Source organism: Streptomyces sp. TAA204 (assembly GCF_000424965.1).
On sequence record NZ_AUKW01000018.1, the window covers coordinates 23,993 to 46,254 of the forward strand.

The 22,262-nt window shown below is 71.9% G+C and carries 20 protein-coding genes; 16 read left to right on the forward strand and 4 right to left on the reverse strand.

Going from position 1 to position 22,262, the window contains the following annotated elements; all coding sequences use genetic code 11:
• Positions 1-98 precede the first annotated feature (98 nt).
• Together H343_RS0119565 and H343_RS0119570 are read left to right on the forward strand one after the other, a co-directional pair.
• Positions 99-1,199: a nitronate monooxygenase gene (locus H343_RS0119565; protein WP_028432535.1), complete on the forward strand. Its 1,101-nt coding sequence runs from the start codon at positions 99-101 to the stop codon at positions 1,197-1,199.
• On the forward strand, positions 1,196-1,951 hold the full coding sequence (locus H343_RS0119570; RefSeq protein ID WP_028432536.1) for a 16S rRNA (uracil(1498)-N(3))-methyltransferase: 756 nt from the start codon (positions 1,196-1,198) through the stop codon (positions 1,949-1,951). Before H343_RS0119565 ends, H343_RS0119570 begins: the two co-directional genes overlap by 4 nt.
• A gap of 83 nt (positions 1,952-2,034) precedes the next feature.
• Here H343_RS0119570 and H343_RS0119575 read toward each other — a convergent pair whose 3' ends face one another.
• Positions 2,035-2,718, reverse strand: a complete 684-nt coding sequence (locus H343_RS0119575) for a nitroreductase family protein (protein WP_486586967.1) — start codon at positions 2,716-2,718, stop codon at positions 2,035-2,037.
• A gap of 211 nt (positions 2,719-2,929) precedes the next feature.
• Between H343_RS0119575 and H343_RS0119580 the strand changes: the two genes are divergently transcribed.
• The 3 genes from H343_RS0119580 (at position 2,930) to H343_RS31615 (ending at position 4,686) form a co-directional block, all read left to right on the forward strand.
• Positions 2,930-3,307 carry a histidine triad nucleotide-binding protein gene (locus tag H343_RS0119580; protein WP_028432538.1) on the forward strand — a complete coding sequence of 126 codons (378 nt, stop codon included), beginning with the start codon at positions 2,930-2,932 and terminating at the stop codon, positions 3,305-3,307.
• A 15-nt stretch (positions 3,308-3,322) separates the two neighbouring features.
• On the forward strand, positions 3,323-4,261 hold the full coding sequence (locus H343_RS0119585) for a ribonuclease Z (RefSeq protein ID WP_028432539.1): 939 nt from the start codon (positions 3,323-3,325) through the stop codon (positions 4,259-4,261).
• Positions 4,262-4,407: 146 nt separating this feature from the next.
• The gene (locus H343_RS31615; protein ID WP_051265559.1) at positions 4,408-4,686 is read left to right on the forward strand and encodes a hypothetical protein; all 279 of its coding nucleotides are present in this window, start codon (positions 4,408-4,410) and stop codon (positions 4,684-4,686) included.
• A 226-nt stretch (positions 4,687-4,912) separates the two neighbouring features.
• On the opposite strand, the gene H343_RS0119595 is transcribed toward H343_RS31615, so the two are convergent.
• Complete coding sequence (locus tag H343_RS0119595; protein WP_028432540.1) at positions 4,913-5,908, reverse strand: pyridoxal-phosphate dependent enzyme; 996 nt, start codon at positions 5,906-5,908, stop codon at positions 4,913-4,915.
• 262 nt (positions 5,909-6,170) lie between these two features.
• Between H343_RS0119595 and H343_RS0119600 the strand changes: the two genes are divergently transcribed.
• Entirely contained in the window at positions 6,171-7,259 is a 1,089-nt protein-coding gene (locus H343_RS0119600) for an S-(hydroxymethyl)mycothiol dehydrogenase (RefSeq protein WP_028432541.1), read from the forward strand.
• A gap of 82 nt (positions 7,260-7,341) precedes the next feature.
• On the opposite strand, the gene H343_RS0119605 is transcribed toward H343_RS0119600, so the two are convergent.
• Positions 7,342-8,004 (reverse strand): response regulator transcription factor, encoded by a 663-nt coding sequence (locus tag H343_RS0119605; protein WP_037904429.1) that lies wholly within the window; start codon positions 8,002-8,004, stop codon positions 7,342-7,344.
• Positions 8,005-8,006: 2 nt separating this feature from the next.
• Complete coding sequence (locus tag H343_RS31620) at positions 8,007-9,017, reverse strand: sensor histidine kinase (protein ID WP_051265561.1); 1,011 nt, start codon at positions 9,015-9,017, stop codon at positions 8,007-8,009.
• 795 nt (positions 9,018-9,812) lie between these two features.
• Between H343_RS31620 and H343_RS31625 the strand changes: the two genes are divergently transcribed.
• The 10 genes from H343_RS31625 (at position 9,813) to era (ending at position 22,247) form a co-directional block, all read left to right on the forward strand.
• Positions 9,813-10,148: a hypothetical protein gene (locus H343_RS31625; RefSeq protein WP_037904400.1), complete on the forward strand. Its 336-nt coding sequence runs from the start codon at positions 9,813-9,815 to the stop codon at positions 10,146-10,148.
• A 66-nt stretch (positions 10,149-10,214) separates the two neighbouring features.
• Positions 10,215-11,744 (forward strand): potassium/proton antiporter, encoded by a 1,530-nt coding sequence (locus H343_RS0119620; protein ID WP_028432543.1) that lies wholly within the window; start codon positions 10,215-10,217, stop codon positions 11,742-11,744.
• A 462-nt stretch (positions 11,745-12,206) separates the two neighbouring features.
• The gene (locus tag H343_RS31630; protein ID WP_078505925.1) at positions 12,207-13,661 is read left to right on the forward strand and encodes a cation:proton antiporter domain-containing protein; all 1,455 of its coding nucleotides are present in this window, start codon (positions 12,207-12,209) and stop codon (positions 13,659-13,661) included.
• 212 nt (positions 13,662-13,873) lie between these two features.
• Positions 13,874-15,166 carry a glucarate dehydratase family protein gene (locus H343_RS0119635; protein WP_028432544.1) on the forward strand — a complete coding sequence of 431 codons (1,293 nt, stop codon included), beginning with the start codon at positions 13,874-13,876 and terminating at the stop codon, positions 15,164-15,166.
• Positions 15,167-15,316: 150 nt separating this feature from the next.
• Positions 15,317-16,576: a PfkB family carbohydrate kinase gene (locus H343_RS31635; protein WP_037904402.1), complete on the forward strand. Its 1,260-nt coding sequence runs from the start codon at positions 15,317-15,319 to the stop codon at positions 16,574-16,576.
• A gap of 159 nt (positions 16,577-16,735) precedes the next feature.
• The gene (locus H343_RS0119645) at positions 16,736-18,844 is read left to right on the forward strand and encodes a PhoH family protein (RefSeq protein ID WP_028432545.1); all 2,109 of its coding nucleotides are present in this window, start codon (positions 16,736-16,738) and stop codon (positions 18,842-18,844) included.
• A gap of 13 nt (positions 18,845-18,857) precedes the next feature.
• The gene (gene ybeY, locus H343_RS0119650; protein ID WP_028432546.1) at positions 18,858-19,358 is read left to right on the forward strand and encodes an rRNA maturation RNase YbeY; all 501 of its coding nucleotides are present in this window, start codon (positions 18,858-18,860) and stop codon (positions 19,356-19,358) included.
• Positions 19,355-20,692 (forward strand): hemolysin family protein, encoded by a 1,338-nt coding sequence (locus H343_RS0119655; RefSeq protein WP_028432547.1) that lies wholly within the window; start codon positions 19,355-19,357, stop codon positions 20,690-20,692. The genes ybeY and H343_RS0119655 overlap by 4 nt, the downstream gene beginning before the upstream one ends.
• 114 nt (positions 20,693-20,806) lie before the next feature.
• On the forward strand, positions 20,807-21,178 hold the full coding sequence (locus tag H343_RS0119660; RefSeq protein WP_199778960.1) for a cytidine deaminase: 372 nt from the start codon (positions 20,807-20,809) through the stop codon (positions 21,176-21,178).
• Between the two features lie 97 nt (positions 21,179-21,275).
• A complete protein-coding gene (era, locus tag H343_RS0119665) occupies positions 21,276-22,247 on the forward strand; it encodes a GTPase Era (protein ID WP_051265564.1) in 972 nt (323 codons plus the stop codon).
• Positions 22,248-22,262: the final 15 nt, after the last annotated feature.

Genomic DNA, 22,262 nt, shown 5'->3' on the forward strand with positions numbered 1-22,262 from the left:
CCGGAATCATGACGAGGAGTGTCCGCGCCCCGCGGACCTGCCCGCCTCCGGGTGGGACGGGCTCCACGGGGCGTGTCACCGCGTGACAGGATGAGTTCATGTCCGCCGCGTTGACCACTCTCTCCGAGCTCACGGAGTACCCGATAGTGCAGGCACCCATGGCGGGTGGCGTCTCCTGCCCGGAGCTGGCCGGTGTCGTCAGCGAGGCGGGAGGTCTGGGTTTCCTCGCGGCCGGCTACAAGACCCCCGAAGCGATGTACGAGGACATCAAGCAGCTGAGGGGCCTGACCAAACGCGCCTTCGGCGTCAACCTGTTCATGCCGCAGCCCGAGAACGCCGACTCGGGTGCACTGGCGCGCTACCGCGCGCAGCTCGCGGGCGAGGCGACCTGGTACGAGACGCAGCTGGGCGAGACGGACCACGCCACCGACGACGCGTACGAGGCGAAGCTCGCCATACTCTTCGACGACCCGGTGCCCGTCGTCTCCTTCACCTTCGGCTGCCCCACGCGCTTCGTCCTGGACCGGTTCAGGAAGCGCCGTACGTACACCGTCGTCACCGTCACCTCGGCCGCCGAGGCGCAGGTCGCGGAGTGGTCCGGCGCGGACGCCGTGTGTGTGCAGGGCATCGAGGCGGGCGGCCATCAGAGCACGCACCGCGACGACCCGCAGGCGGACGGCACCGGCGGCGGCCTGGGTCTGCTCTCCCTGGTGACCCAGGTCAAGGAGGTCGTCGGGCTGCCCGTGATCGCCGCGGGCGGTGTGATGCGCGGCAAGCAGATCGCGGCGCTCCTCGCCGCCGGGGCGAGCGCGGCGCAGATGGGTACCGCGTTCCTGGTGTGCCCCGAGTCGGGGGCGAACCTCGCACACAAGCAGGCCATGACCAACCCCCTCTTCAACCGCACCGAGTTGACCCGTGCCTTCTCCGGCCGTCCCGCCCGCGCCCTGGTCAACCGCTTCCTGCGGGAGCACGGACGGTACGCGCCCGCCGCCTACCCCCATGTCCACCACCTCACGGCGGAGCTGCGCAAAGCGGCGGCCAAGGCGCACGACCCGCAGGGCATGGCGCTCTACGCGGGGCAGGGCCACCGCCTCGCACGTGACCTTCCCGCCGCCTCGCTGATGGAGGTGCTGGTGACGGAGCTGGCAATGGCCCACGAGAGCATGGTCAAACGCGGAGTCAGCGGCGGCGGCGCATGACGGCTCCGGTCTTCCTCGCCGGACGCGGCCAGCTGGAGGAGTCCGCCCGGCACCCCGGGGGGACCGTGGTCCTCGAGGGCCCCGAGGGGCGGCACGCGGTGTCCGTACGGCGGCTTCGCCCCGGCGAGCACGTCGTGCTCACCGACGGCGAGGGCACCGGAGCGGCCGGCGTCGTGGAGTCGGTCTCGGGCAAGGACCGGCTGGAGGTGACCGTCACCTCCCTGCGCACCGAGGCGGAGCCGCAGCCGGGCATCACCGTCGTGCAGGCGCTGCCGAAGGGCGACCGCGGCGAACTGGCCGTGGAGACCATGACCGAGACCGGCGCCGACGTGATCGTGCCGTGGGCCGCTTCCCGCTGTGTGACGCAGTGGAAGGGTGAGCGCGGGCAGAAGTCCCTCGCCAGATGGCGTTCCACGGCACGTGAGGCGGGCAAGCAGGCGCGGCGCATGCGTTTCCCGGAGGTCGCTCCGCTCGCCACGACCGCGGAGGTGGCCCAGATCCTGAGGGGCGCTGCGCTGGGCGTCGTCCTGCACGAGGAGGCGAGTGTCCCGCTCGCCGTGGCCGAACTGCCCGCCGACGGCCGCATCGTGCTGGTCGTGGGCCCCGAGGGCGGGGTGAGCCCGCAGGAGTTGGCGGCCTTCACGGAGGCGGGTGCCCGTACGTGCAGGCTGGGGCCGAGCGTGCTGCGTACGTCGACGGCGGGTACTGCGGCGACGGCGCTGCTGCTGGGCCGTACCGGCCGCTGGTCCTGACAGGGGCACGGACAGGCGCACGGACAGAGGCAGAGGCAGAGGCCGGGGCGGGGGCAGGGCCCCCGCCGTCGGGGGCTGTCCGGTCAGTGCGGCTGTTCCTGCCAACGGTCGATGTGCAGGACTTTCTCCAGGGGCTTCCGCCTGGCCGCGCGGAAGGTGGTGCCGACCGTGTGGGCGGTGGGGATCAGCGCGCCCTGGTAGACCTGTTCCGGCAGTCCGAGCACCTCGGCGGCCTCGCGCTCGTGAGCCAGGTGGAGCGTCGTCCAGGCAGTGCCCAGCCCGCGCGTACGGGCGGCGAGCATGTAGCTCCAGGCCGCGGGAAGCAGCGAGCCCCACAGCCCTGCCTGGTTGCCCGGGGGCAGGGTGGAGTGCGGGAGCTGGAGGCAGGGGATGACCAGCACGGGAACCCTGCCCATGTTCTCGCCGAGATACCGCACGCTGTCGTGGACGCGCTGCTGCACCCGCGAGTGCTCCGGGTCCTGCGCGAAGAGCTTGCCCGCGGCCGACGAGGACTCCAGATACGCCGTGCACGCCCGGTTGTAGATCTCGCCGATGGCCGCTCGCCGGTCCGGGTCGGTGACGACCACGAACTGCCAGCGCTGCGCGTTGGAACCGCTCGGCGCCTGGAGCGCGATCTCCAGGCACTCCCGCACCGTCTCCAGGGCCACGGGCCGGTCCAGGTCGAGCCGCCGCCGTACGGACCGGGTGGTGCTCAGCACGTCCACGGCGGACATGTCTTCGGCGGAGGAGCTGGGGTGGAATTCCACGAGGTGCACTCTCTCTGTCTCTGTGGGGGGTGGGGGCGGGAGAGGGGGCCCGCCTGTGTGTGCACCTTCCCCGGCCCGGCGCCGTCAGTCGGGCGAAGTGGTGGGCAGGGTCGGCGGGGAGCGGGGAGCACCCGGTGTGCGCTGGCCCGTGCGCGCGCCCGGTGGCGGTCCGCACGGGTGAGGCGGCGGCGAGCACAGGTAGCATCCCTGCATGGCTGGAGAACCGCAGGCGGACTGCCTGTTCTGCAAGATCGTCGCGGGTGACGTCCCCGCGACCGTCGTCCGGGAGTCCGAGACGAGCGTGGCGTTCCGCGACATCAACCCCCAGGCGCCCACGCACGTCCTGGTCATCCCCAAGGCGCACTATCCCGACGCCGCCGCGCTCGCAGAGGCCGAGCCGCAGCTCGCCGCCGAAGTGCTGGTCCAGGCGCAGCGGGTCGCCGAGGAGGAGAACATCGTCCCTTCGGAGACCGGACCGGGCACCGGCTACCGCATCGTCTTCAACACCGGGGCGGGCGCGGGCCAGACGGTCTTCCACGCGCACGCCCACGTGCTGGGCGGCCGCGGCCTCAACTGGCCGCCCGGCTGAGTCCCCGCGTACCCGATGTCCGTACGTGAACTGGTCGTGCTGGGCACCGCCAGCCAGGTGCCGACGCGGCACCGCAACCACAACGGGTACGTGCTGCTCTGGGACGGCCACGGCATCCTCTTCGACCCCGGCGAGGGCACCCAGCGTCAGATGCTGCGTGCCGGGGTCTCCGCACACGACCTGACGCGGATCTGCGTGACGCACTTCCACGGCGATCACTCGCTCGGACTCGCCGGAGTCATCCAGCGCATCAACCTGGACCGCGTGCCGCATCCCGTCACCGCGCACTATCCCGCGGGCGGACAGCGCTACTTCGACCGGCTCCGGTATGCCACGGCCTACCGGGAGACGGTGCGGCTGCGGGAGCAACCCGTGCGTGCGCCCGGTGAGTTGCCCGCGCCCGAGCCCGTCGGCGGCGCCTACGGTCACGCCCCGCCGTTCACGCTCTCCGCGCAGCGGCTGTCCCATCCCGTCGAGACGTACGGCTACCGCCTGACCGAGTCCGACTCGCGCCGCATGCTGCCGGAACAGCTCGCAGCCCGGGGCGTGCGCGGTCCCGACATCGCCCGTCTCCAGCGCGAGGGCGAACTGCGCGGCGTACGCCTGGAGGAGGTCAGCGAGCCCCGGCGCGGGCAGTGTTTCGCCTTCGTCATGGACACCAGGATGTGCGAGGGGGTGGACGTCCTCGCGCGGGACTGCGACCTGCTGGTCATCGAGGCGACGTTCCTGGACGAGGACGCCGCACTCGCCGAGGAGTACGGCCATCTCACGGCCGGTCAGGCGGCTGCGGTGGCGGCGCGTGCGGGAGTGCGCAGCCTGGTCCTCACCCACTTCTCGCAGCGCTGCACCGACGCGTCACTCTTCGCACGGCAGGCCCGGCAGGCGGGTTTCCAGGGGGAGTTGACTGTCGCGGAGGACCTGGCGCGCGTGCCGGTCCCCGGACGGCGGGCCTGAGGCCGGACAGGACCTACGCAGGCGGCCCCGCCGCGTCAAGTGGCTTGCGGAGCTTCGACAACAACGCGGCCGCTCCCACGGTTAGTACGTACCTTTACGCACGGGGATCTCAACCGGTCCGTACTTTCCCAGAACTGGAGCGACCCATGACCCGGAAGCGGAAACTCAGCCTGAAGAGCAAGGTCGTCGCGGGTGTCGGAGCCGCTGCCCTGACAGCCGGAATCGTCGCGACGACGGTGGGCACGAGCCAGGCGTCCGAGTCCTGCGCCGGTCTCGACAAGGCTCTGCAGAACAACCAGAACTTCATCGCCGACCAGCGGGCGAACCCCGACGCCCAGTCTGAGGCCCGCATCGCCAACCGGCAGGCCGTCGTCGACCTGATCCAGCAGCGAAGGGCGGCAGCCGGCTGCGTCGACGGCCAGTAGGTCCACGGCCGCTGTGAATCCCCGCTGAGCCTCGGCCGCCCAGGTGGCGCGCCGAGTGAGAACGGCCGGTACCACCTGCCCGGGTACCGGCCGTTCCGCACGGGCGTTGCACCCCCGGCTACGGCTACGGCGACGGCGACGGCGACGGCGGCGTCCGCGAGCGGGCCGGCCCGGGCGTCTTCCGCCGCGGACGCCGCCGTGCCCCGCCCGCGCTCCGGGCCGTACGTCACACCGCCGCGCCGTCCTCCATGAGCTCCAGGAAGCGGCGCATACCGACGTTGCCGCCGGAGATGATCACACCCACGCGCCGGGGAACCGGATCGACGCGGCCCGCCAGCAACGCCGCCAGCCCGGTCGCGCCGCTCGGCTCGACCACGATCTTCAGCCGCTCGAACGCGAGCCGCATCGCCGCACGGATCTCCTCGTCGCTGACCAACTCCACGCCCGCCAGCAGCCGCTGGTTCACCGAGAACGTCGTCTCGCCCGGTGTCACCGCGCCCTGGCCGTCCGCGATGGTGCGCGGCACGGCGTCCAGCGTGACGCGGTGGCCCGCGGCCAGCGAACGCCGCGTGTCGTCCCCTGCCTCCGGCTCCACGCCGACGACGCGGATCCCGGGATGCAGCGCCGTCGCCGCCGTCGAGGAGCCGGCCGCGAGGCCGCCTCCGCCCACGGGAACGAGCAGCGTGTCCAACTGCCCCGTCTCCTCCAGCAGTTCCAGGGCGGCGGTGCCCTGGCCGGCCATGATGTGCGGATGCTCGTAGGGGGGCACGATCGCCAGCCCCCGCTCCTCAGCCACCTTCTCGCCGATGGCGACGCGGTCCTCGCTCCAGCGGTCGTAGGTGATGATCTCCGCTCCGTAGTCGGCGGTGGCGTCCAGCTTGGAGCGCGGACTGTCCTCGGGCATCACGATGACCGCCCTGGTGGCCAGCTCACGGGCCGCCAGCGCGACGGCCTGCGCGTGGTTGCCGGAGGAGTAGGCCGCGACGCCGCGGGCGCGGCGCCCGGGTGAGAGCTGCACGATCGCGTTGTAGGCGCCGCGGAACTTGAAGGCTCCCACCCGCTGGAAGTTCTCACACTTCAGATAGGTCTCCGCACCCACCAGCCGGTCCAGCGTCCGGGAGCGGAGCACCGGAGTCCGGTGCGCCACCCCCTTCAGACGTCCGGCGGCCTCACGGATGTCCTCCAGCGTGACGGGGCCGTGGTCCGGGCGGCTGCTGCTCATGGGCGCTGTGCTCCTCTTCCGGGTCGGGAGGGGACCGTACGGGCCCCCGGGTGTCCGCGGCCCCATCCTCACCCCGCCCGCCCCGCCACCGAAACGCCTTTACCCGCGGCCGGCCCGCTCCCGCACATGCGACGGGGACCCCGCCGGACGGCGACACCCGTCCGCCTGGTCGACGGCTGACCTTCCGAGCGGCACAGTTGAGGCTCAGGAGACGAGCCGGCGTCACGACGAGGTGGCGGCGGACGGACATCGGAGGACCTGGATGGCACAGCAGGTGCGTGGCGTCATCGCGCCGGGCAAGGACGAACCGGTCCGCGTGGAGACCGTGGTGGTCCCCGACCCCGGCCCCGGCGAGGCGGTGGTGAAGGTGCAGGCGTGCGGCGTCTGCCACACGGATCTCCACTACAAGCAGGGCGGAATCAACGACGAGTTCCCCTTCCTCCTCGGCCATGAGGCCGCCGGGGTGGTCGAGTCCGTCGGCCCCGGCACCTCCGGGGTGGCGCCCGGGGACTTCGTGGTCCTCAACTGGCGTGCGGTGTGCGGCCAGTGCCGCGCCTGCAGCCGCGGGCGTCCCTGGTACTGCTTCGACACGCACAACGCGCGGCAGCAGATGACCCTCGCCGAGGACGGCCGCGCGCTCTCCCCGGCGCTGGGCATCGGTGCCTTCGCCGAGAAGACCCTGGTTGCCGCCGGCCAGTGCACCAAGGTCGACCCGGGTGTCTCACCCGCGGTGGCGGGGCTGCTGGGGTGCGGTGTGATGGCCGGCATCGGCGCCGCCGTCAACACCGGGGCGGTCACGCGCGGTGACTCCGTCGCGGTCATCGGCTGCGGCGGGGTCGGGGACGCCGCCGTGGCCGGCGCCCGCCTCGCCGGAGCCTCCCGCGTCATCGCCGTCGACATCGACGCCCGGAAGCTGACGACGGCCCGGTCCATGGGCGCGACGCACACGGTCGACTCCACCGGTACCGATCCCGTCGAAGCCATCAGGGAGCTGACGGGCGGCTTCGGCGCGGACGTCGTCATCGACGCGGTGGGCCGCCCGGAGACCTACGAACAGGCCTTCTACGCACGGGACCTGGCCGGCACCGTCGTCCTGGTCGGCGTCCCCACCCCCGAGATGCGCCTGGACCTGCCGCTGCTGGACGTCTTCGGGCGCGGCGGATCACTGAAGTCGTCCTGGTACGGGGACTGTCTGCCCTCACGCGACTTCCCGATGCTGATCGACCTCCACCAGCAGGGGCGGCTGGATCTGGAGAAGTTCGTGACGGAACGGATCGCCCTGGACGAGGTGGAGGAGGCGTTCGCACGCATGGAAGGCGGGGACGTGCTGCGTTCCGTGGTGGAGCTGTGAACCGCCGGGCGGGCCGGGCCGGTTGACCGGAGTACGCCGCGCCCGGCCCGCCCGGCGACGTGTTCCGCTCCGCGCCCGCGCGCTACGGCTCGATCAGCCCCGCCCTGATGGCGTACCGGGTCAACTCCAGCCGGTCGCGCAGTCCGAGCTTCTGCAGCAGATTCGCCCGGTGCCGTTCGACCGTCTTGACGCTGATGAACAGCAGGTCGGCGATCTCCCTGGAGGTGTGGCCCTCGGCGACGAGCTTGAGGATCTCCTCCTCGCGGTCGGTGACGGCCCGGTCGGGAAGCCCGTCCCCGTCCCGCACCCGGTCGAGGTAGTTGCGGATCAGCGCGGTCACCGCTCCGGGGTAGAGGAACGGCTCGTCCCGCATCGCGGCGCGGCAGGCCTCGACCAGGTCGCGGTCGGCGACGGACTTGAGGACGTACCCGGCCGCACCGGCCTTGAGCGCCTCGAAGAAGTACTGCTCGTTGTCGTACATGGTCAGGATCAGGATGCGCATTCCCGGCTGCTGCCGGGCGAGTTCGCGGGCCGCCTGCAGTCCCGTCAGCCGGGGCATCGCGATGTCGAGGATGGCCAGGTCCGGGGCCTGGGAGCCGGCCATCTCCAGTGCCTCGGCGCCGTCCCCGGCCTCGGCGACGACAGTCAGGTCGGGCTCCCCGTCCAGGATGAGCCGCACGCCGCGGCGTACGAGCGCGTGATCGTCCGCGAGCAGGATGCGGGTCCGTCCCTCTGCGTCCGGCATGGTCACCCGCCCACGTTCCTCGAGGGCTGGAGGGGCGCCCCGGTGTGCCCGTCCTTCCCCTCGGAGGTGTCCGGTACGGGCACATCGAGGCGCACTTCGGTCCCCACACCTCCGGGGCCGGGACCGAGGGAGAGTTCCGCGCCGACGAGCAGGGCCCGTTCGCGCATGCCCCGGATGCCGGCGCCCTCGGGTGCGCCCCGCAGGCCGCGGCCGTCGTCGCGCACGCGCAGCTCCATCCCGGTGGGGCTGCGGCGCAGACTCAGTTCGACGTGCCGGGCGCCGGCGTGGCGGACGGTGTTGGTCAGGCCCTCCTGGGCGACGCGGTAGAGCACCAGTTCCCTTTCCTCGTCCAGTGCGGGCAGTTCCTTCTCCAGCTGCCGGCGTGCCGTCAGCCGGCTGTGGGCGGGAATCTCGGTCGTCAGCGACTTCAGGGCGCTGACCAGGCCGAGCTCCTCCAGTACTCCCGGGCGGAGCCTGCGGGCGATGCGGCGGATCTCGTCCAGGCTGCCACGGGTGATCTCCTGTACCTGGAGCAGCTCCTCCTGCACGGACGGGGAGGCGTGGTCCGCGACGCGCTTCATCTCCAGCAGCACGGCGGTCAGGGTCTGGCCGATCTCGTCGTGCAGCTCCTGGGCGATTCGGCGGCGTTCGGCCTCCTGCGCGGACAGAGCACGGGCACTGGTCGCGGCCCGCTCAGCCTCCAGCCGGTCGAGCATCGTGTTGAACGTCCTGATCAGGTCGGCTATCTCACCGTGCCCGGCCACCGCGGGGCGCCGGCCGGGCCGCAGCAGGTCGGTGGTGGTCATGGCCCGTGTCAGGCGCTGCAGCGGGGTGAGGCTGAGCCTGAGCAGGGCAGCGTTGGCCACCAGCATCACGGCCAGACCGATGCTCAGGACGAGCGCCTCGGTCAGCAGTACGGGCGTGGAGACCGTCACCGGGCCCAGCAGCAGCAGCGCGGTGGCGAAGATGAGGACCGCCGCGTTCAGCAGGAAGATCCGCCAGAACAGGGACACGGTGCAACGCCCTCCTCAGCGCCGACGCACAGCCGGGCGTACGGTCCGGCCCGCGGTGCCCCGTGCCTCCTCCGCCGGGTCACCGGGTCAACCGGCGGCGCTCCCGTCCCGCGCCGACCACGTGCCGTACTGCCAGCTTGCCGGTGCGCGGTGCGCACCGTCCATCGGGAACGGCACCCATTTCCGGAGGTGTCCCGGTGGTGTCTGCACGTCCCGCGCCTCCCGAAATGGGTGTCAGACCCGATGGTTCGCGAGGGGCCGCCAGAGGATCATGGAAGCCGGGTCGGTGGAGGCCAGGCTGATGGAAGCCGGGCCCACAAGCATCGCCCCCTCCGAACGGCTGTCGCGTGCAGAGGCGTCGCCCGGCCCGGAGCCGCCCGTACACCTGAACAGGAGTCGCGTCGATGCCCGTCACCTCACGGTCGCACCCGGGTGTCCGCTCGGGCGTCCGCGTCCCGGGCGCCACGGAGCGGTTCCGCCGGGTCACCTCAGCGCCCGCCCGTGTGTCACCGGTGCCGGCTCTCGGCGCCCCCGGCGTGCACGCCTTATTCGTGGCCCGCACCTCAAACGCCTGGTCCGTCGAGGTCACGCCGGGAGGCGTCAGCACCCCGGCGGGCCTTCGCGCCCGGCGGTTCCGCTTCGCACCTGTATGACCCGTTGTCCAGAAGAGAGCGAGGAGGTGCGGATGACACCGGATCACCGCGCAGCGCACGCATACCCGCACGCATACCCGCGTCCAGACCCGCAGGGACAGCTCAGAGGTACGGACCCCGGCCCGGCAAGGAGGGCGGAAGAGTGGCCCATCCGGAGGACGACCCGGCGCCCGGCCGGGAGAAGCGGACCGGGCACGGCGACCCGCGGCCGGAGACGGCCACCGGGCCCGCACTGCCCGCCTCGTTCCGGCACCTTGCCCGTGACAGTGCCCCGCCGTCCGGCACGTCCGCTCGCCGCTCCAGTCATCGCGTACCGGCCTGGCTGTTCGTGGGCGCCGCGACCGGGACACTGGCCGCGGGGATCTTCACCGGGCAGGGACTGCTCGTCGCCCTGGGCCTGGTACTCGCCGGTGTCGCCGGCCACCTGTTCACTCCGGAGTTCGCACAGAAGTGGGAGCAGGGGCCGCCACGACGGTGAGGCCGTGGCGGGGCGCGGCTGTGCCCCGGCGGCCGCGGACGCCGGGACGCGCCGGGAGGCGCAGCGGTGACCCTGCAGGAGCTGTATCTGATGCTGCTCGTCGGAGGGCTGGTACTGCTCGCCGGCGTCGCGGCCGCCCGGACCGCCAACCGCCTCGGCCTGCCCAGTCTGCTGCTCTTCCTCGCCGTCGGCGTCATCATCGGCGAGGACGCGATCGGGCTGGAGTTCGACGACGCCCAGCTCGCCCAGGCCCTCGGTACGGCTGCCCTGGCCGTCATCCTCGTCGAGGGCGGACTGACCACCCGATGGGACGACGTCAAACGTCTGCTCGCCCCCGCCGGAGTGCTCGCCACCGTCGGCGTGGCCGTCTCGGTGGCAGTCACCGCCGCCGGTGCCCATCTGCTGTTCGGGCTGGAGTGGCATCTGGCGCTGCTCCTCGGAGCGATCATCTCCTCCACCGACGCGGCCGCCACGTTCGCCGTGCTGCGCAGACTGCCGCTGCCGCAGAAGGTCACCGGGCTGCTGGAGGCCGAATCCGGCTTCAACGACGCCCCCACGATCATCCTCGTGCTGGTCTTCAGCACCTCCGCCGAAGGGCTGCCCGGCCCGGTCTCCATCGCCGGCAGCGTCCTCTACCAACTGGCGGTCGGCGCCGCCGTCGGAGTGGTCGTCGGCCGTGCGGGCGCTGCCGCCCTGCGGCACATCGCCCTGCCCGCCACCGGCCTGTACCCGCTGACCACGGTCGGCTTCGGCATCGTCGCGTTCGCCGCCGCCGGCGCCGCGAACGCGAGCGGCATCATCGCCGCCTACCTCTCCGCGCTCGTGCTCGGCAACTCCAAGCTGCCGCACGGTGCGGCGACCCGCTCCTTCGCCGAGGGCGCGGGCTGGCTCGCCCAGATCGGGCTTTTCGTCATGCTCGGGCTGCTGGTCAACCCCAGTGAACTGCCCTCAGCCGCCTTCACCGCCCTCGGTGTGGGGCTGGTGCTGCTGCTGGCCGCGCGGCCCGTCTCGGTGCTGCTGTGCCTGCTGCCGTTCCGGATGCCGCTGCGTGAGCAGGCCTTCATCTCCTGGGCCGGGCTGCGCGGCGCGGTGCCCATCGTCCTGGCGACGTTCCCGATCGTCTCCGGCGTGGAGGGGGCCCGGAGCCTGCTGAACATCGTGTTCGTCCTGGTGGTGATCTTCACGCTCGTACAGGGCCCAGCACTGCCACTCGCCGCCCGGCTGCTCGGGCTGATCCGGCCGGCGGCGCTGCGTGAGGTGCAGGTGGAGTCCGCTCCGCTGGACGTGCTCGACGCCGACCTGCTCACCGCCTCCGTCCCCCGCGGCTCCCGGCTCAAGGGCGTCGCCGTCTTCGAACTCCGCCTGCCGCCGCCCGCCGTCGTGACGCTCGTCGTGCGTGAGGGCTCCAGCTTCGTTCCCCGCCAGGACACGGTGCTGCACGAAGGCGACGAACTGCTCCTGATCACCACGCCCTCCACACGGGACACGACCGAACGGCGGCTGCGCGCGGTCAGCAGGCGCGGACGGCTCGCCCGCTGGCTGGGTGAGGGGGGTTACGCGGAGCCGGCCGAGGAGCGCTCCCCCTCCCGGCGTTGACCTGCGTCTCCTGTCTCCCGCCGGCGCTCCGGGGGCGCCGGAGACGTACGGCGGGGGCCTGAATGCCGGACCTGGCCGTGGCATCACTTTGCCCACCCATTACCCTGGTGCGGTGATTGCCCATCGCAAGGACCGCCGCCGACGCCGGTCCTGCTGCTGACGTGACGGGGGGCCCGGGGTGAGTTCACGCATCCACAGGGGACCGCCCTCGGCGTTCCAAGCGCCCTCCCGCACTCCGCACCTCCGTGGCCGTACGCGCGGACGTCACCGTCCCAGGCAGCGCGGCCGTCACAGACGACACCGGCAACCCGGGCGGCCGGGGCGGTCGGACGACCCGATGTGCGCCTCCCGCCGCCCCCTCACCGAAGCTGACTCTCGCCTCGCCGCCGAAGCCGCCGCGCTCGCCGGCATCCGAGAAGGCGTGGTCGCCGATGCCGAACCGATCACCGGAGGACGGACGCCGTGCACAGCACCACCACCATGCTCATCGAACTGGGGGCGATCATCCTCGCCCTCGGAGTCCTCGGACGTCTCGCGGGCCGGGTGGGCTTCTCGCCCATTCCCCTCTACCTGCTCGCGGGACTGGCCTTCGGGCAGGGTGGCCTCCTCCCGCTGAACGCCAGCGAGGAGTTCGTCGCCACCGGCGCGGAGATCGGCGTCATCCTGCTGCTGCTTCTGCTCGGCCTGGAGTACAGCGCCTCGGAACTGGTGACCAACCTCAAGACCCAATACCCCTCCGGGCTCGTCGACTTCGTTCTCAACGCGCTGCCCGGCGCGGGCGCCGCGCTCATCCTCGGCTGGGGCCCCGTCGCCGCCGTCGTCCTCGCCGGCGTCACCTGGATCTCGTCATCGGGGGTCATCGCCAAGGTCGTGGGCGACCTCGGACGTCTCGGCAACCGGGAGACACCCGTCGTCCTCGGCGTGCTGGTGATCGAGGACCTGGCCATGGCGGTCTATCTGCCGATCCTCACGGCCCTGCTCGCGGGTGTGAGCCTGGCAGGCGGAACGGTGACACTGCTGATCTCCCTGGGAACCGTGGGAGCGGTGCTCTACGTCGCGCTGCGGCACGGCCGTCTGATCAGCCGCGTCGTCTCCTCCGACAACGCCGAGATGCTGCTGCTGGTCGTGCTCGGACTCACGCTCCTCGTCGCCGGCATAGCGCAGAAGCTCCAGGTCTCCGCAGCCGTCGGTGCCTTCCTCGTCGGTATCGCCCTTTCGGACGAGGTCGCCGAGGGCGCCCACAACCTGCTCACCCCACTGCGCGACCTGTTCGCGGCCGTCTTCTTCGTCTTCTTCGGCCTGCACACCCAGCCCGCCGAGATCCCGCCGGTGCTCGTGCCCGCGCTGATCCTCGCCGTCATCACCACGCTCACGAAGGTCGCGACCGGCTGGTACGCCGCGCGCCGTGCGGGCATCAGGGCCGCCGGCCGCTGGCGGGCCGGGGGGACGCTCGTCGCCCGCGGCGAGTTCTCCATCGTCATCGCGGGTCTCGCCGCGGGGGCCGATCCGCGCATCGGGCCGCTGGCCACCGCGTACGTCCTCATCCTCGTCATCGTCGGACCGCTCACCGCGCGCTGGGCCGAACCGGTCGCACGCCGCCTCGGCCTCTCCTCCGGTTCGCGCGAACGGACGGCCGCGGCGGGCGCGCCGGGTGCGGCGGGAACCTCCGCGGGGGGCGGCGAACCGCGCGGTGCGGGGGAGAAGGGCGGCAGGGCCGCCTCCGGCGTGGAGGAGGGCGCGGACGCCGCCTCCGGCACGGACGAGGTCTCCGGCCGGGAGGACACCGCTACGGAAGAGACCGCCGGCAGAGAAGAGACCGCCGGCGGCACGGAGGAGGCCGGCGAGTCCGCGGACTCCGCGGCGACGGACGGCGACGACACGGCCGAAGGAGCGGGCACCGCGCGAACGTACCGGTGACGCCGCCCTCCGGCCGCCGCAGTACCCCGCCGCCCTCACCGCCACCGGTGAGGGCGGTTTCATGTGCCGGGGCCGCGGGCCCCGCTGCACGGGCACTTGACCACCGACAGGCCTACTTCATAGCGTCCATGGCATCCCCGTACATGGACTTCGTCCATGTACGGGAACAGTCGCTGCGCGAGAGAGCACAACACCCCGACAGGAGCCGCCGGATGAACGCCGACCTGACCATCGCCGAGGTACGGCTCACACCGGTCCTCGTCTCCGACCCGCCGCTGCTCAACACCCAGGGTGTGCACCAGCCCTACACCGCACGGCTCATCGTCGAGATCGTCACGGCAGGGGGCGTCACCGGCCTCGGCGAGACCTACGGCGACGGCAAGTACCTGGAGCTGGCCGCCCCCATGGCCTCCGCGCTGCGCGGACGTCCGGTCAGCGACCTGAACGGACTGTTCACCCTCGCGGACACCGTCCAGGTCGACTCCGCCCGCGTCGAGGACTCCGTCGACGTCGGCGGCCTGCGCGGTGTGCAGACCGCCGACAAGCTCCGGCTCTCGGTCGTTTCCGCCTTCGAGGTCGCCTGCCTCGACGCCCTCGGCAAGGTGCAGGGCCTGCCCGTGCACGCGCTGCTCGGCCACAAGGTGCGCGACCGCGTCGAGTACAGCGCCTACCTCTTCTACCGCTGGGCCGAACACCCCGGCGGCGCCGGCGAAGGCGACGACTGGGACGAGGCGACCGACCCCGCCGGCATCGTGGCGCAGGCACGGCGCTTCGCCGGCGACTACGGCTTCCGCTCCTTCAAGCTCAAGGGCGGCGTGTACGAACCCGACCGGGAGATCGCCGCCGTACGGGCCCTCGCGGAGGCGTTCCCCGGCGCACCCCTGCGGCTCGACCCCAACGGTGCCTGGTCCGTACCCACTTCGCTCCGGGTCGCGGAGGAGTTGGGGGAGGTCCTGGAATACCTGGAGGACCCCACCAGCGGCACCCCCGGCATGGCCCACGTCGCCCGGGAGGCCGGAGTGCCCCTGGCCACCAACATGTGCGTGACGACCTTCCCGGAGATTCCCGAAGCCTTCACCACCGGCGCCGTCCAGATCGTGCTGAGCGACCACCACTACTGGGGCGGCCTGCGCCGCACCCGCGAACTGGCCGCCGTGTGCCGCACGTTCGGTGTGGGCGTCTCCATGCACTCCAACACCCACCTGGGCATCAGCCTCGCCGCCATGACCCATGTCGCGGCGACCGTCCCGAACCTGGAGCACGCCTGCGACAGCCACTACCCCTGGCAGGGCGAGGACGTCCTCACCCGCAGGCTTGCCTTCCACGAGGGCTGCGTCGAGGTGAGCGACGCCCCGGGCCTCGGCGTCGAACTCGACAGCGAGCGGCTCGCCGCCCTGCACGAGCGCTGGCTGGAGGACGACGGCACCATGCGCGACCGCGACGACGCCGCGGCCATGCGCAAGGCCGACCCCGGCTGGACCACCCCCGCCGTGCCGCGCTGGTGACGTTCCGGCCCCGCCGCACCGGCCCCGCCGCACCGTCCACGACACCGGCCACGACACCGCCCCGCCGGTGCGCGGAGTTGGCCGGATGCCGTTGTCACGCGGTACACCGGACACACCAGTCGGAACGGCACGGTGTCGAAGGAGTCACGGGTGAGCACGGGCGAGGGGAGTACACGGGAGGGGCCACACGGTCCGGGCGCCACCGGCGCCCACACGGACCGCGCCCGCGGCACGCCGCCCGGGCGCCCCTTCGACCCGCTCGCCGCGCTCCGCGCCCCCGGCGACCCGGCCTGCGACGTCTACCTGGCCGGCACCGTCTTCCTCGACATCATCTTCACCGGCCTCGACTCCGCGCCCGTGCGGGGCACCGAGTCCTGGGCGCGCGGCATGGGCTCCAGCCCCGGCGGGGCGGCCAACATGGCCACCGCCCTGGCCCGGCTGGGTCTGCGCACCTCGCTCGCCGCCGCGTTCGGCGACGACATGTACGGCGACTACTGCCGCGAAGCCCTGGAGAAGGGCGAGGGCATCGACCTCACCCTCTCGCGCACCGTCCCCGGCTGGCATTCGCCGGTGACCGTCTCCATGGCGTACGAGGGCGAACGCACCATGATCTCCCACGGCCACGAGGCGCCGGCCCGTGAGTCCGCCAGCGCCTGGGACCCGGAGGCCCCGGAGTGCCCGCCGCCCTCCCGCGCGTGCGTGACCTCCCTCGTCCCCGGCGAACCCCAGGAGTGGATCGCCACCGCGGCGGGCAGGGGCAGCCGCGTCTTCGCCGACGTCGGCTGGGACGGGACCGGGCGCTGGGACCTGGCGGCCCTGCCCGGCCTGGAGCACTGCGAGGCGTTCCTGCCCAACGCGGAGGAGGCGATGCGCTACACACGCACCGACTGCCCCCGCGCCGCGGCCCACGCGCTCGGCGACCGGGTTCCCGTCGCGGTCGTCACGCTCGGGGCGGAGGGCTCCTACGCCGTCGACTCCCGTACCGGTGAGACCGCGCACGTCCCCGCCGTACCCGTCGAGGCCCTGGACACGACCGGCGCGGGCGACGTCTTCGTCGCCGGCTACGTCGTCGGCGCCCTCGCGGGGTGGCGGCTCGGGGACCGGCTGGCGTTCGCGGGGCTGACGGCCGCGCTGTCGGTGCAGGAGTTCGGGGGCTCGCTCTCGGCCCCCGGCTGGTCCGAGATCGCGGACTGGTGGCGCACGGCGCGGCCGGGGTACGCCGCGGCGGGCGACGTCTCCGGTACCGGGCCCGTCCCGGGGCGCGGCTCCGGCTCCGGCTCCGGATGCGCCTCGGTACCCGGCTCCGCCTTCGCCTTCCTGGACCCGGTACTCGCGGGCTGCGGCCGCCCCTGGCCGCTGCGCCGTGCGCTTCCCACGATCGGCTTCGGCCGCGAGCGGCCCACCGTGTAGGCGCGAGGTCGCGGAAGGGGTGACCGGTCGCGGTACGGGTACGGGGGCGGGCCCGCGCACAGCGGTAAAGCGCTCTGCCATGTCAGCGGGGCGTCGTATTCTTGGAATCCCAGCGCCAGCCGACAAAGAGAGGGATGAGGAAGGCCCACCGGGTCACCCATGACGCAGACAACGACGAATCAGGCGGGGTCCCCGCAGGCGACTGCCCGCTTCACCGTTCCGGCCAAGCACCCGATGGTGACCGTGCTGGGTTCCGGTGACTCCCTGCTGCGCGTGATCGAGCAGGCGTTCCCCGCCGCCGACATCCACGTGCGCGGCAACGAGATCAGCGCCTCCGGCGAGCCCGCCGAGGTGGATCTGATCCAGCGGCTCTTCGACGAGATGATGCTGGTCCTGCGCACCGGACAGCCAATGACGGAGGACGCGGTCGAGCGTTCGATCTCCATGCTCCGCGACCAGCAGAACGGCCGCGGCTCGGCGAGTGAGACCCCCGCCGAGGTGCTCACCCAGAACATCCTCTCCAACCGCGGCCGCACGATCCGCCCCAAGACGCTCAACCAGAAGCGCTACGTCGACGCGATCGACAAGCACACCGTCGTCTTCGGCATCGGCCCGGCGGGCACCGGGAAGACCTATCTGGCGATGGCCAAGGCCGTGCAGGCCCTGCAGGCCAAGCAGGTCAACCGGATCATCCTCACCAGGCCCGCCGTCGAGGCGGGGGAGCGGCTGGGCTTCCTGCCCGGCACGCTCTACGAGAAGATCGACCCGTATCTGCGTCCGCTCTACGACGCCCTGCACGACATGCTCGACCCGGACTCCATCCCCCGCCTGATGGCCGCCGGGACGATCGAGGTCGCGCCGCTGGCGTACATGAGGGGCCGGGCGCAGCCGGTCTTCAGCAACGTGCTGACCCCTGACGGTTGGCGGCCCATCGGTGATCTTCAGGTCGGTGACCTCGTCATCGGATCGAATGGCGAGCCGACACCGGTGCTCGGCGTCTATCGGCAAGGTGAGAGGGACATCTATCGCGTCACTGCCCAGGACGGGGCCTGGACGCTGTGCTGCGGTGAGCACCTCTGGACGGTCCGCACCGCTTCCGACCGCCGTCGCGACCGGCCCTGGAAGGTTCTCGAGACCAAGGAGATGATCGGCAGGCTCCGTGCCGCGCATGCCCGCCGGTACGAACTGCCGCTGCTCACCGCCCCGGCGGCCTTCCCCGAGCGTCGAGTGCCGATGGACCCCTACGCCATGGGGCTGCTGCTCGGCGACGGATGCCTCACCGGCTCCACCTCACCGTCGTTCTCCACTGCCGACCCCGAGCTCGCCCGGGCCCTGGAAGCAGCGCTGCCGGCTGTCGCGGTGCGCCACAAGAGCGGGCCGGACTACGTTCTGAACGGGATCAAGAAGCCCGGGGACACCGTCACTCTGGAAAACCCGGTCACGCATGTGATGCGGGAGTTGGACCTGCAGGGCAGCCGTTCGAACACGAAGCTCGTGCCGGACGTCTACCTGTACAACTCCGCTGAGGTCCGGCTCGCTCTGCTCCAGGGGCTGCTCGACTCCGACGGCGGCCCGGTCGGCCAGTCCGACCGCACCTGCCGTGTTCAGTACACGACCACGTCGATGCTGCTTCGTGACGATGTCGTCTCTCTCGTCCAGTCGCTCGGCGGAGTGGCTCACACCCGGCGCAGGGCTGCCGACGACGCTCACATCGTGGACATCCGGCTCCCGGAGGGCATCGAACCCTTCCGCCTCGCCCGCAAGCGGGAGCAGTACCATGCCGCAGGCGGCGGGGGACGTCCGATGCGCTTCATCGACAGCATCGAGCCTGCGGGCCGCGAGGAAACGGTGTGCATCCAGGTGGCGGCGGAGGACTCGCTCTACGTCACCCAGGATTATCTGCTGACGCACAACACCCTCAATGACGCCTTCATCATTCTCGACGAGGCGCAGAACACCAATCCCGAGCAGATGAAGATGTTCCTCACCCGGCTCGGTTTCGAATCCAAGATAGTCATCACCGGTGACGTCACCCAGGTCGACCTCCCGGGCGGCACCAGGAGCGGGCTGCGGCAGGTGCGGGAGATCCTGGACGGTGTCGAGGACGTGCACTTCTCCGTGCTCGACAGCTCCGACGTGGTGCGGCACAAGCTCGTGGGCCGCATCGTCGACGCCTACGCGCGCTACGACACACAGACGGAGTCCGGCGGGGAGCACGGCGCCGGACCCGGCAGACCCGGTGACCGCCACGGCCACGGAAAGCGCTGAGAACCCCACCACCATGACGATCGACGTCAACAACGAATCAGGGCGCGCGGCCGATGAGCAGTCGCTCCTCGACATCGCCCGCTACGCCCTCGCCCGTATGCGTATCCACCCGCTCTCCGAGCTCTCGGTGATCCTCATCGACGCAGGGGCCATGGAGCAGCTCCATCTGCAGTGGATGGATCTGTCCGGCCCCACCGACGTGATGTCCTTCCCGATGGACGAGCTGCGCCCGCCCGTACGGGACGAGGAGGAGCCGCCGCAGGGGCTGCTCGGCGACATCGTGCTCTGTCCCGAGGTCGCCGAGCGGCAGGGCGCCGAGGCTCCCACACAGCATTCGACGGACGAGGAGTTGCAGTTGCTCACCGTGCACGGCGTGCTGCACCTGCTGGGCTACGACCACGAGGAGCCGGCGGAGAAGGCCGAGATGTTCGGTCTGCAGTCCGCGATCGTGGACGGCTGGCGCAGTGAGCAGGGCCTGACCGGTCCGTCCCCGGCCCCCACCACCGCGTCGTGACCGCCCAGCTGATCGGGGCGGCGGTCCTGCTGGTCGTCGTGGCCTGGCTCGCAGCCTGCGCGGAGGCCGGTCTGGCCCGTACGACGAGCTACCGCGCGGAGGAGGCCGTGCGGCAGGGCCGCCGTGGTGCGGAGCGGCTGGCCGCCGTGGCGGCCGATCCGACGCGTTATCTGAACCTGGCGCTGCTGCTGCGTGTCGCCTGCGAGGTCGCCTCCGGCGTGCTCGTCACCTATGCCGCTCTGCGGGCCTTCGACGAGACGTGGCAGTCGCTGACGGTGGCGATGGGTGTGATGGTGCTGGTCAGCTATGTCGCGATCGGTGTCTCGCCGCGGACCATCGGCCGGCAGCATCCGCTGAACACCGCGACCGCCGCCTCGTACGTGCTGGTCCCGCTCGTTCGCATCCTGGGCCCCGTGCCGCAGCTGCTGATCCTCCTGGGCAACGCGCTCACGCCCGGGAAGGGCTTCCGCAAGGGACCGTTCGCGAGCGAGGCGGAGCTGCGGGCGATGGTCGACCTCGCCGAGCAGGAGTCACTGATCGAGGCCGAGGAGCGGAAGATGGTGCACTCCGTCTTCCAGCTCGGCGACACGATCGTGCGCGAGGTGATGGTGCCGCGTACGGATCTGATCACCATCGAGCGGTTCAAGACGATACGGCAGGCCCTCACGCTGGCCCTGCGCTCGGGATTCTCCCGTATCCCCGTGGTAGGGGAGAGCGAGGACGACATCGTGGGCGTCGTCTACCTCAAGGACCTGGCGCGCAAGGTGCACATCAGCCGGGAGGCCGAGACGGAGCTGGTCTCCACGGCGATGCGCCCGGCGGCGTTCGTTCCCGACACCAAGAACGCGGGCGATCTGCTGCGGGAGATGCAGCAGGACCGCATCCACGTCGCTGTCGCCGTCGACGAGTACGGCGGAACGGCCGGGATCGTGACCATCGAGGACATCCTGGAGGAGATCGTCGGTGAGATCACCGACGAGTACGACCGTGAGCTGCCGCCCGTGGAGGACCTGGGTGAGGGCCGCTACCGGGTGACCGCGAGGCTCGACATCGGCGACCTGGGCGAGCTGTACGACCTCATCGGCCTGGACGACGAGGACGTGGAGACGGTCGGCGGCCTGCTGGCGAAGTCGCTCGGGAAGGTGCCGATCGCGGGCGCGACGGCGACGGTCGACGTCACCGAGGACCGTTCCGACCCGGAGCTGACGGCCCTGCGGCTGACGGCGGAGGCGCCCGCCGGGCGGCGGAACAGGATCGTCACGGTGCTGGTGGAACCTGTCCGGGCGGCGCGGGACGCCGACGACATGTCCTCGGACGAGCGTGCCAACGCCTGACCGGGGGCGGGAGCCGCGGGCCGACCCGGGGCAGGCGGTCCACGCTGTCCGGCGGCGCCCTGCCTGGGGGGCGCCGAACCGGCCTCGGGCGCTCGGCGCCTGAGCGCGCGTCCTATGCTCTTTCGCATGAGCGACCAGAGTGATCAGCCACTGGACCCCGAGGACGGCAAGCTCCTCACGCTGGCGCGCAGCGCCCGCGCCCGCAACTCCGTTCCCGAGGGTGCTGCCGTGCGGGACGAGACGGGGCGTACCTACGTGGCGGGCTCGGTCGCTCTGCCCTCGCTCCGGCTGAGCGCGCTGCAGACCGCCGTGGCGATGGCGGTGGCCTCCGGTGCGTCGTCACTGGAGGCGGCGGCGGTCGTCACGGAGGCGGAGCTGATCCCCGCGGCCGATCTCTCCGCGGTGCACGACCTGTCGGGTGCGGCGACGACGGTGATGCTGGCCGGGCCCGACGGGAAGCTGCGGGCGACGGTCGCGGCGGGCTGAGGGCCGCCGGCGGGCTACGCGCCCCGAGCCGCCCGTCGCCGGTACGCCCGTGGAGCCGCCGTACGGCCGGTCGGGGGCACTCATCCGATCGGGGACAATGGGCGCCATGGATGCGCCTTCCCCTGCCTCTCCCGCCGACGGTGCCGCTGAGGCACCGCACCGCTCCGGTTTCGCGTGCTTCGTGGGCCGTCCCAACGCGGGCAAGTCGACCCTGACCAACGCGCTGGTGGGTACGAAGGTCGCGATCACCTCCAACCGGCCGCAGACCACGCGGCACACGGTGCGGGGCATCGTGCACCGGCCCGAGGCGCAGCTCGTACTCGTCGACACCCCGGGGCTGCACAAGCCGCGCACCCTGCTGGGGGAGAGACTCAACGACGTCGTCCGCACGACATGGGCCGAGGTCGACGTCATCGGCTTCTGCCTGCCCGCGGACCAGAAGATCGGTCCCGGTGACCGGTTCATCGCGAGTGAGCTGGCCGGGCTGAGGAAGCGGACGCCGAAGGTCGCCGTGGTCACCAAGTCGGATCTGGTGGACTCCGAGAGGCTGGCCGCGCAGCTCATCGCCGTGGACCAGCTCGGCAAGGAGGCGGGCGTCGAGTGGGCGGAGATCGTGCCGGTCTCCGCCGTCGCGGACCGGCAGGTCCCGCTGCTGGCCGACCTGCTGGTTCCGCTCGTCCCCGAAGGGCCGCCGCTGTATCCCGACGGTGATCTCACGGACGAACCGGAGCAGGTCATGGTCGCCGAACTCATCCGGGAGGCCGCGCTGGAGGGCGTACGGGACGAACTGCCGCACTCGATCGCCGTGGTGGTCGAGGAGATGCTGCCCCGGCAGGACCGCCCGGCCGACCGGCCGCTGCTGGACATCCACGCCAACATCTTCCTGGAGCGCCCCAGTCAGAAGGGCATCGTGATCGGCCCGAAGGGCAAGCGGCTCAAGGAGGTCGGTACGACCTCGCGGGGGCACATCGAGGCGCTGCTGGGCACGCCGGTCTATCTGGACCTGCATGTGAAGGTCGCCAAGGACTGGCAGCGCGACCCCAAGCAGCTTCGGCGGCTGGGTTTCTAGTGCCGGGAGGGGCAC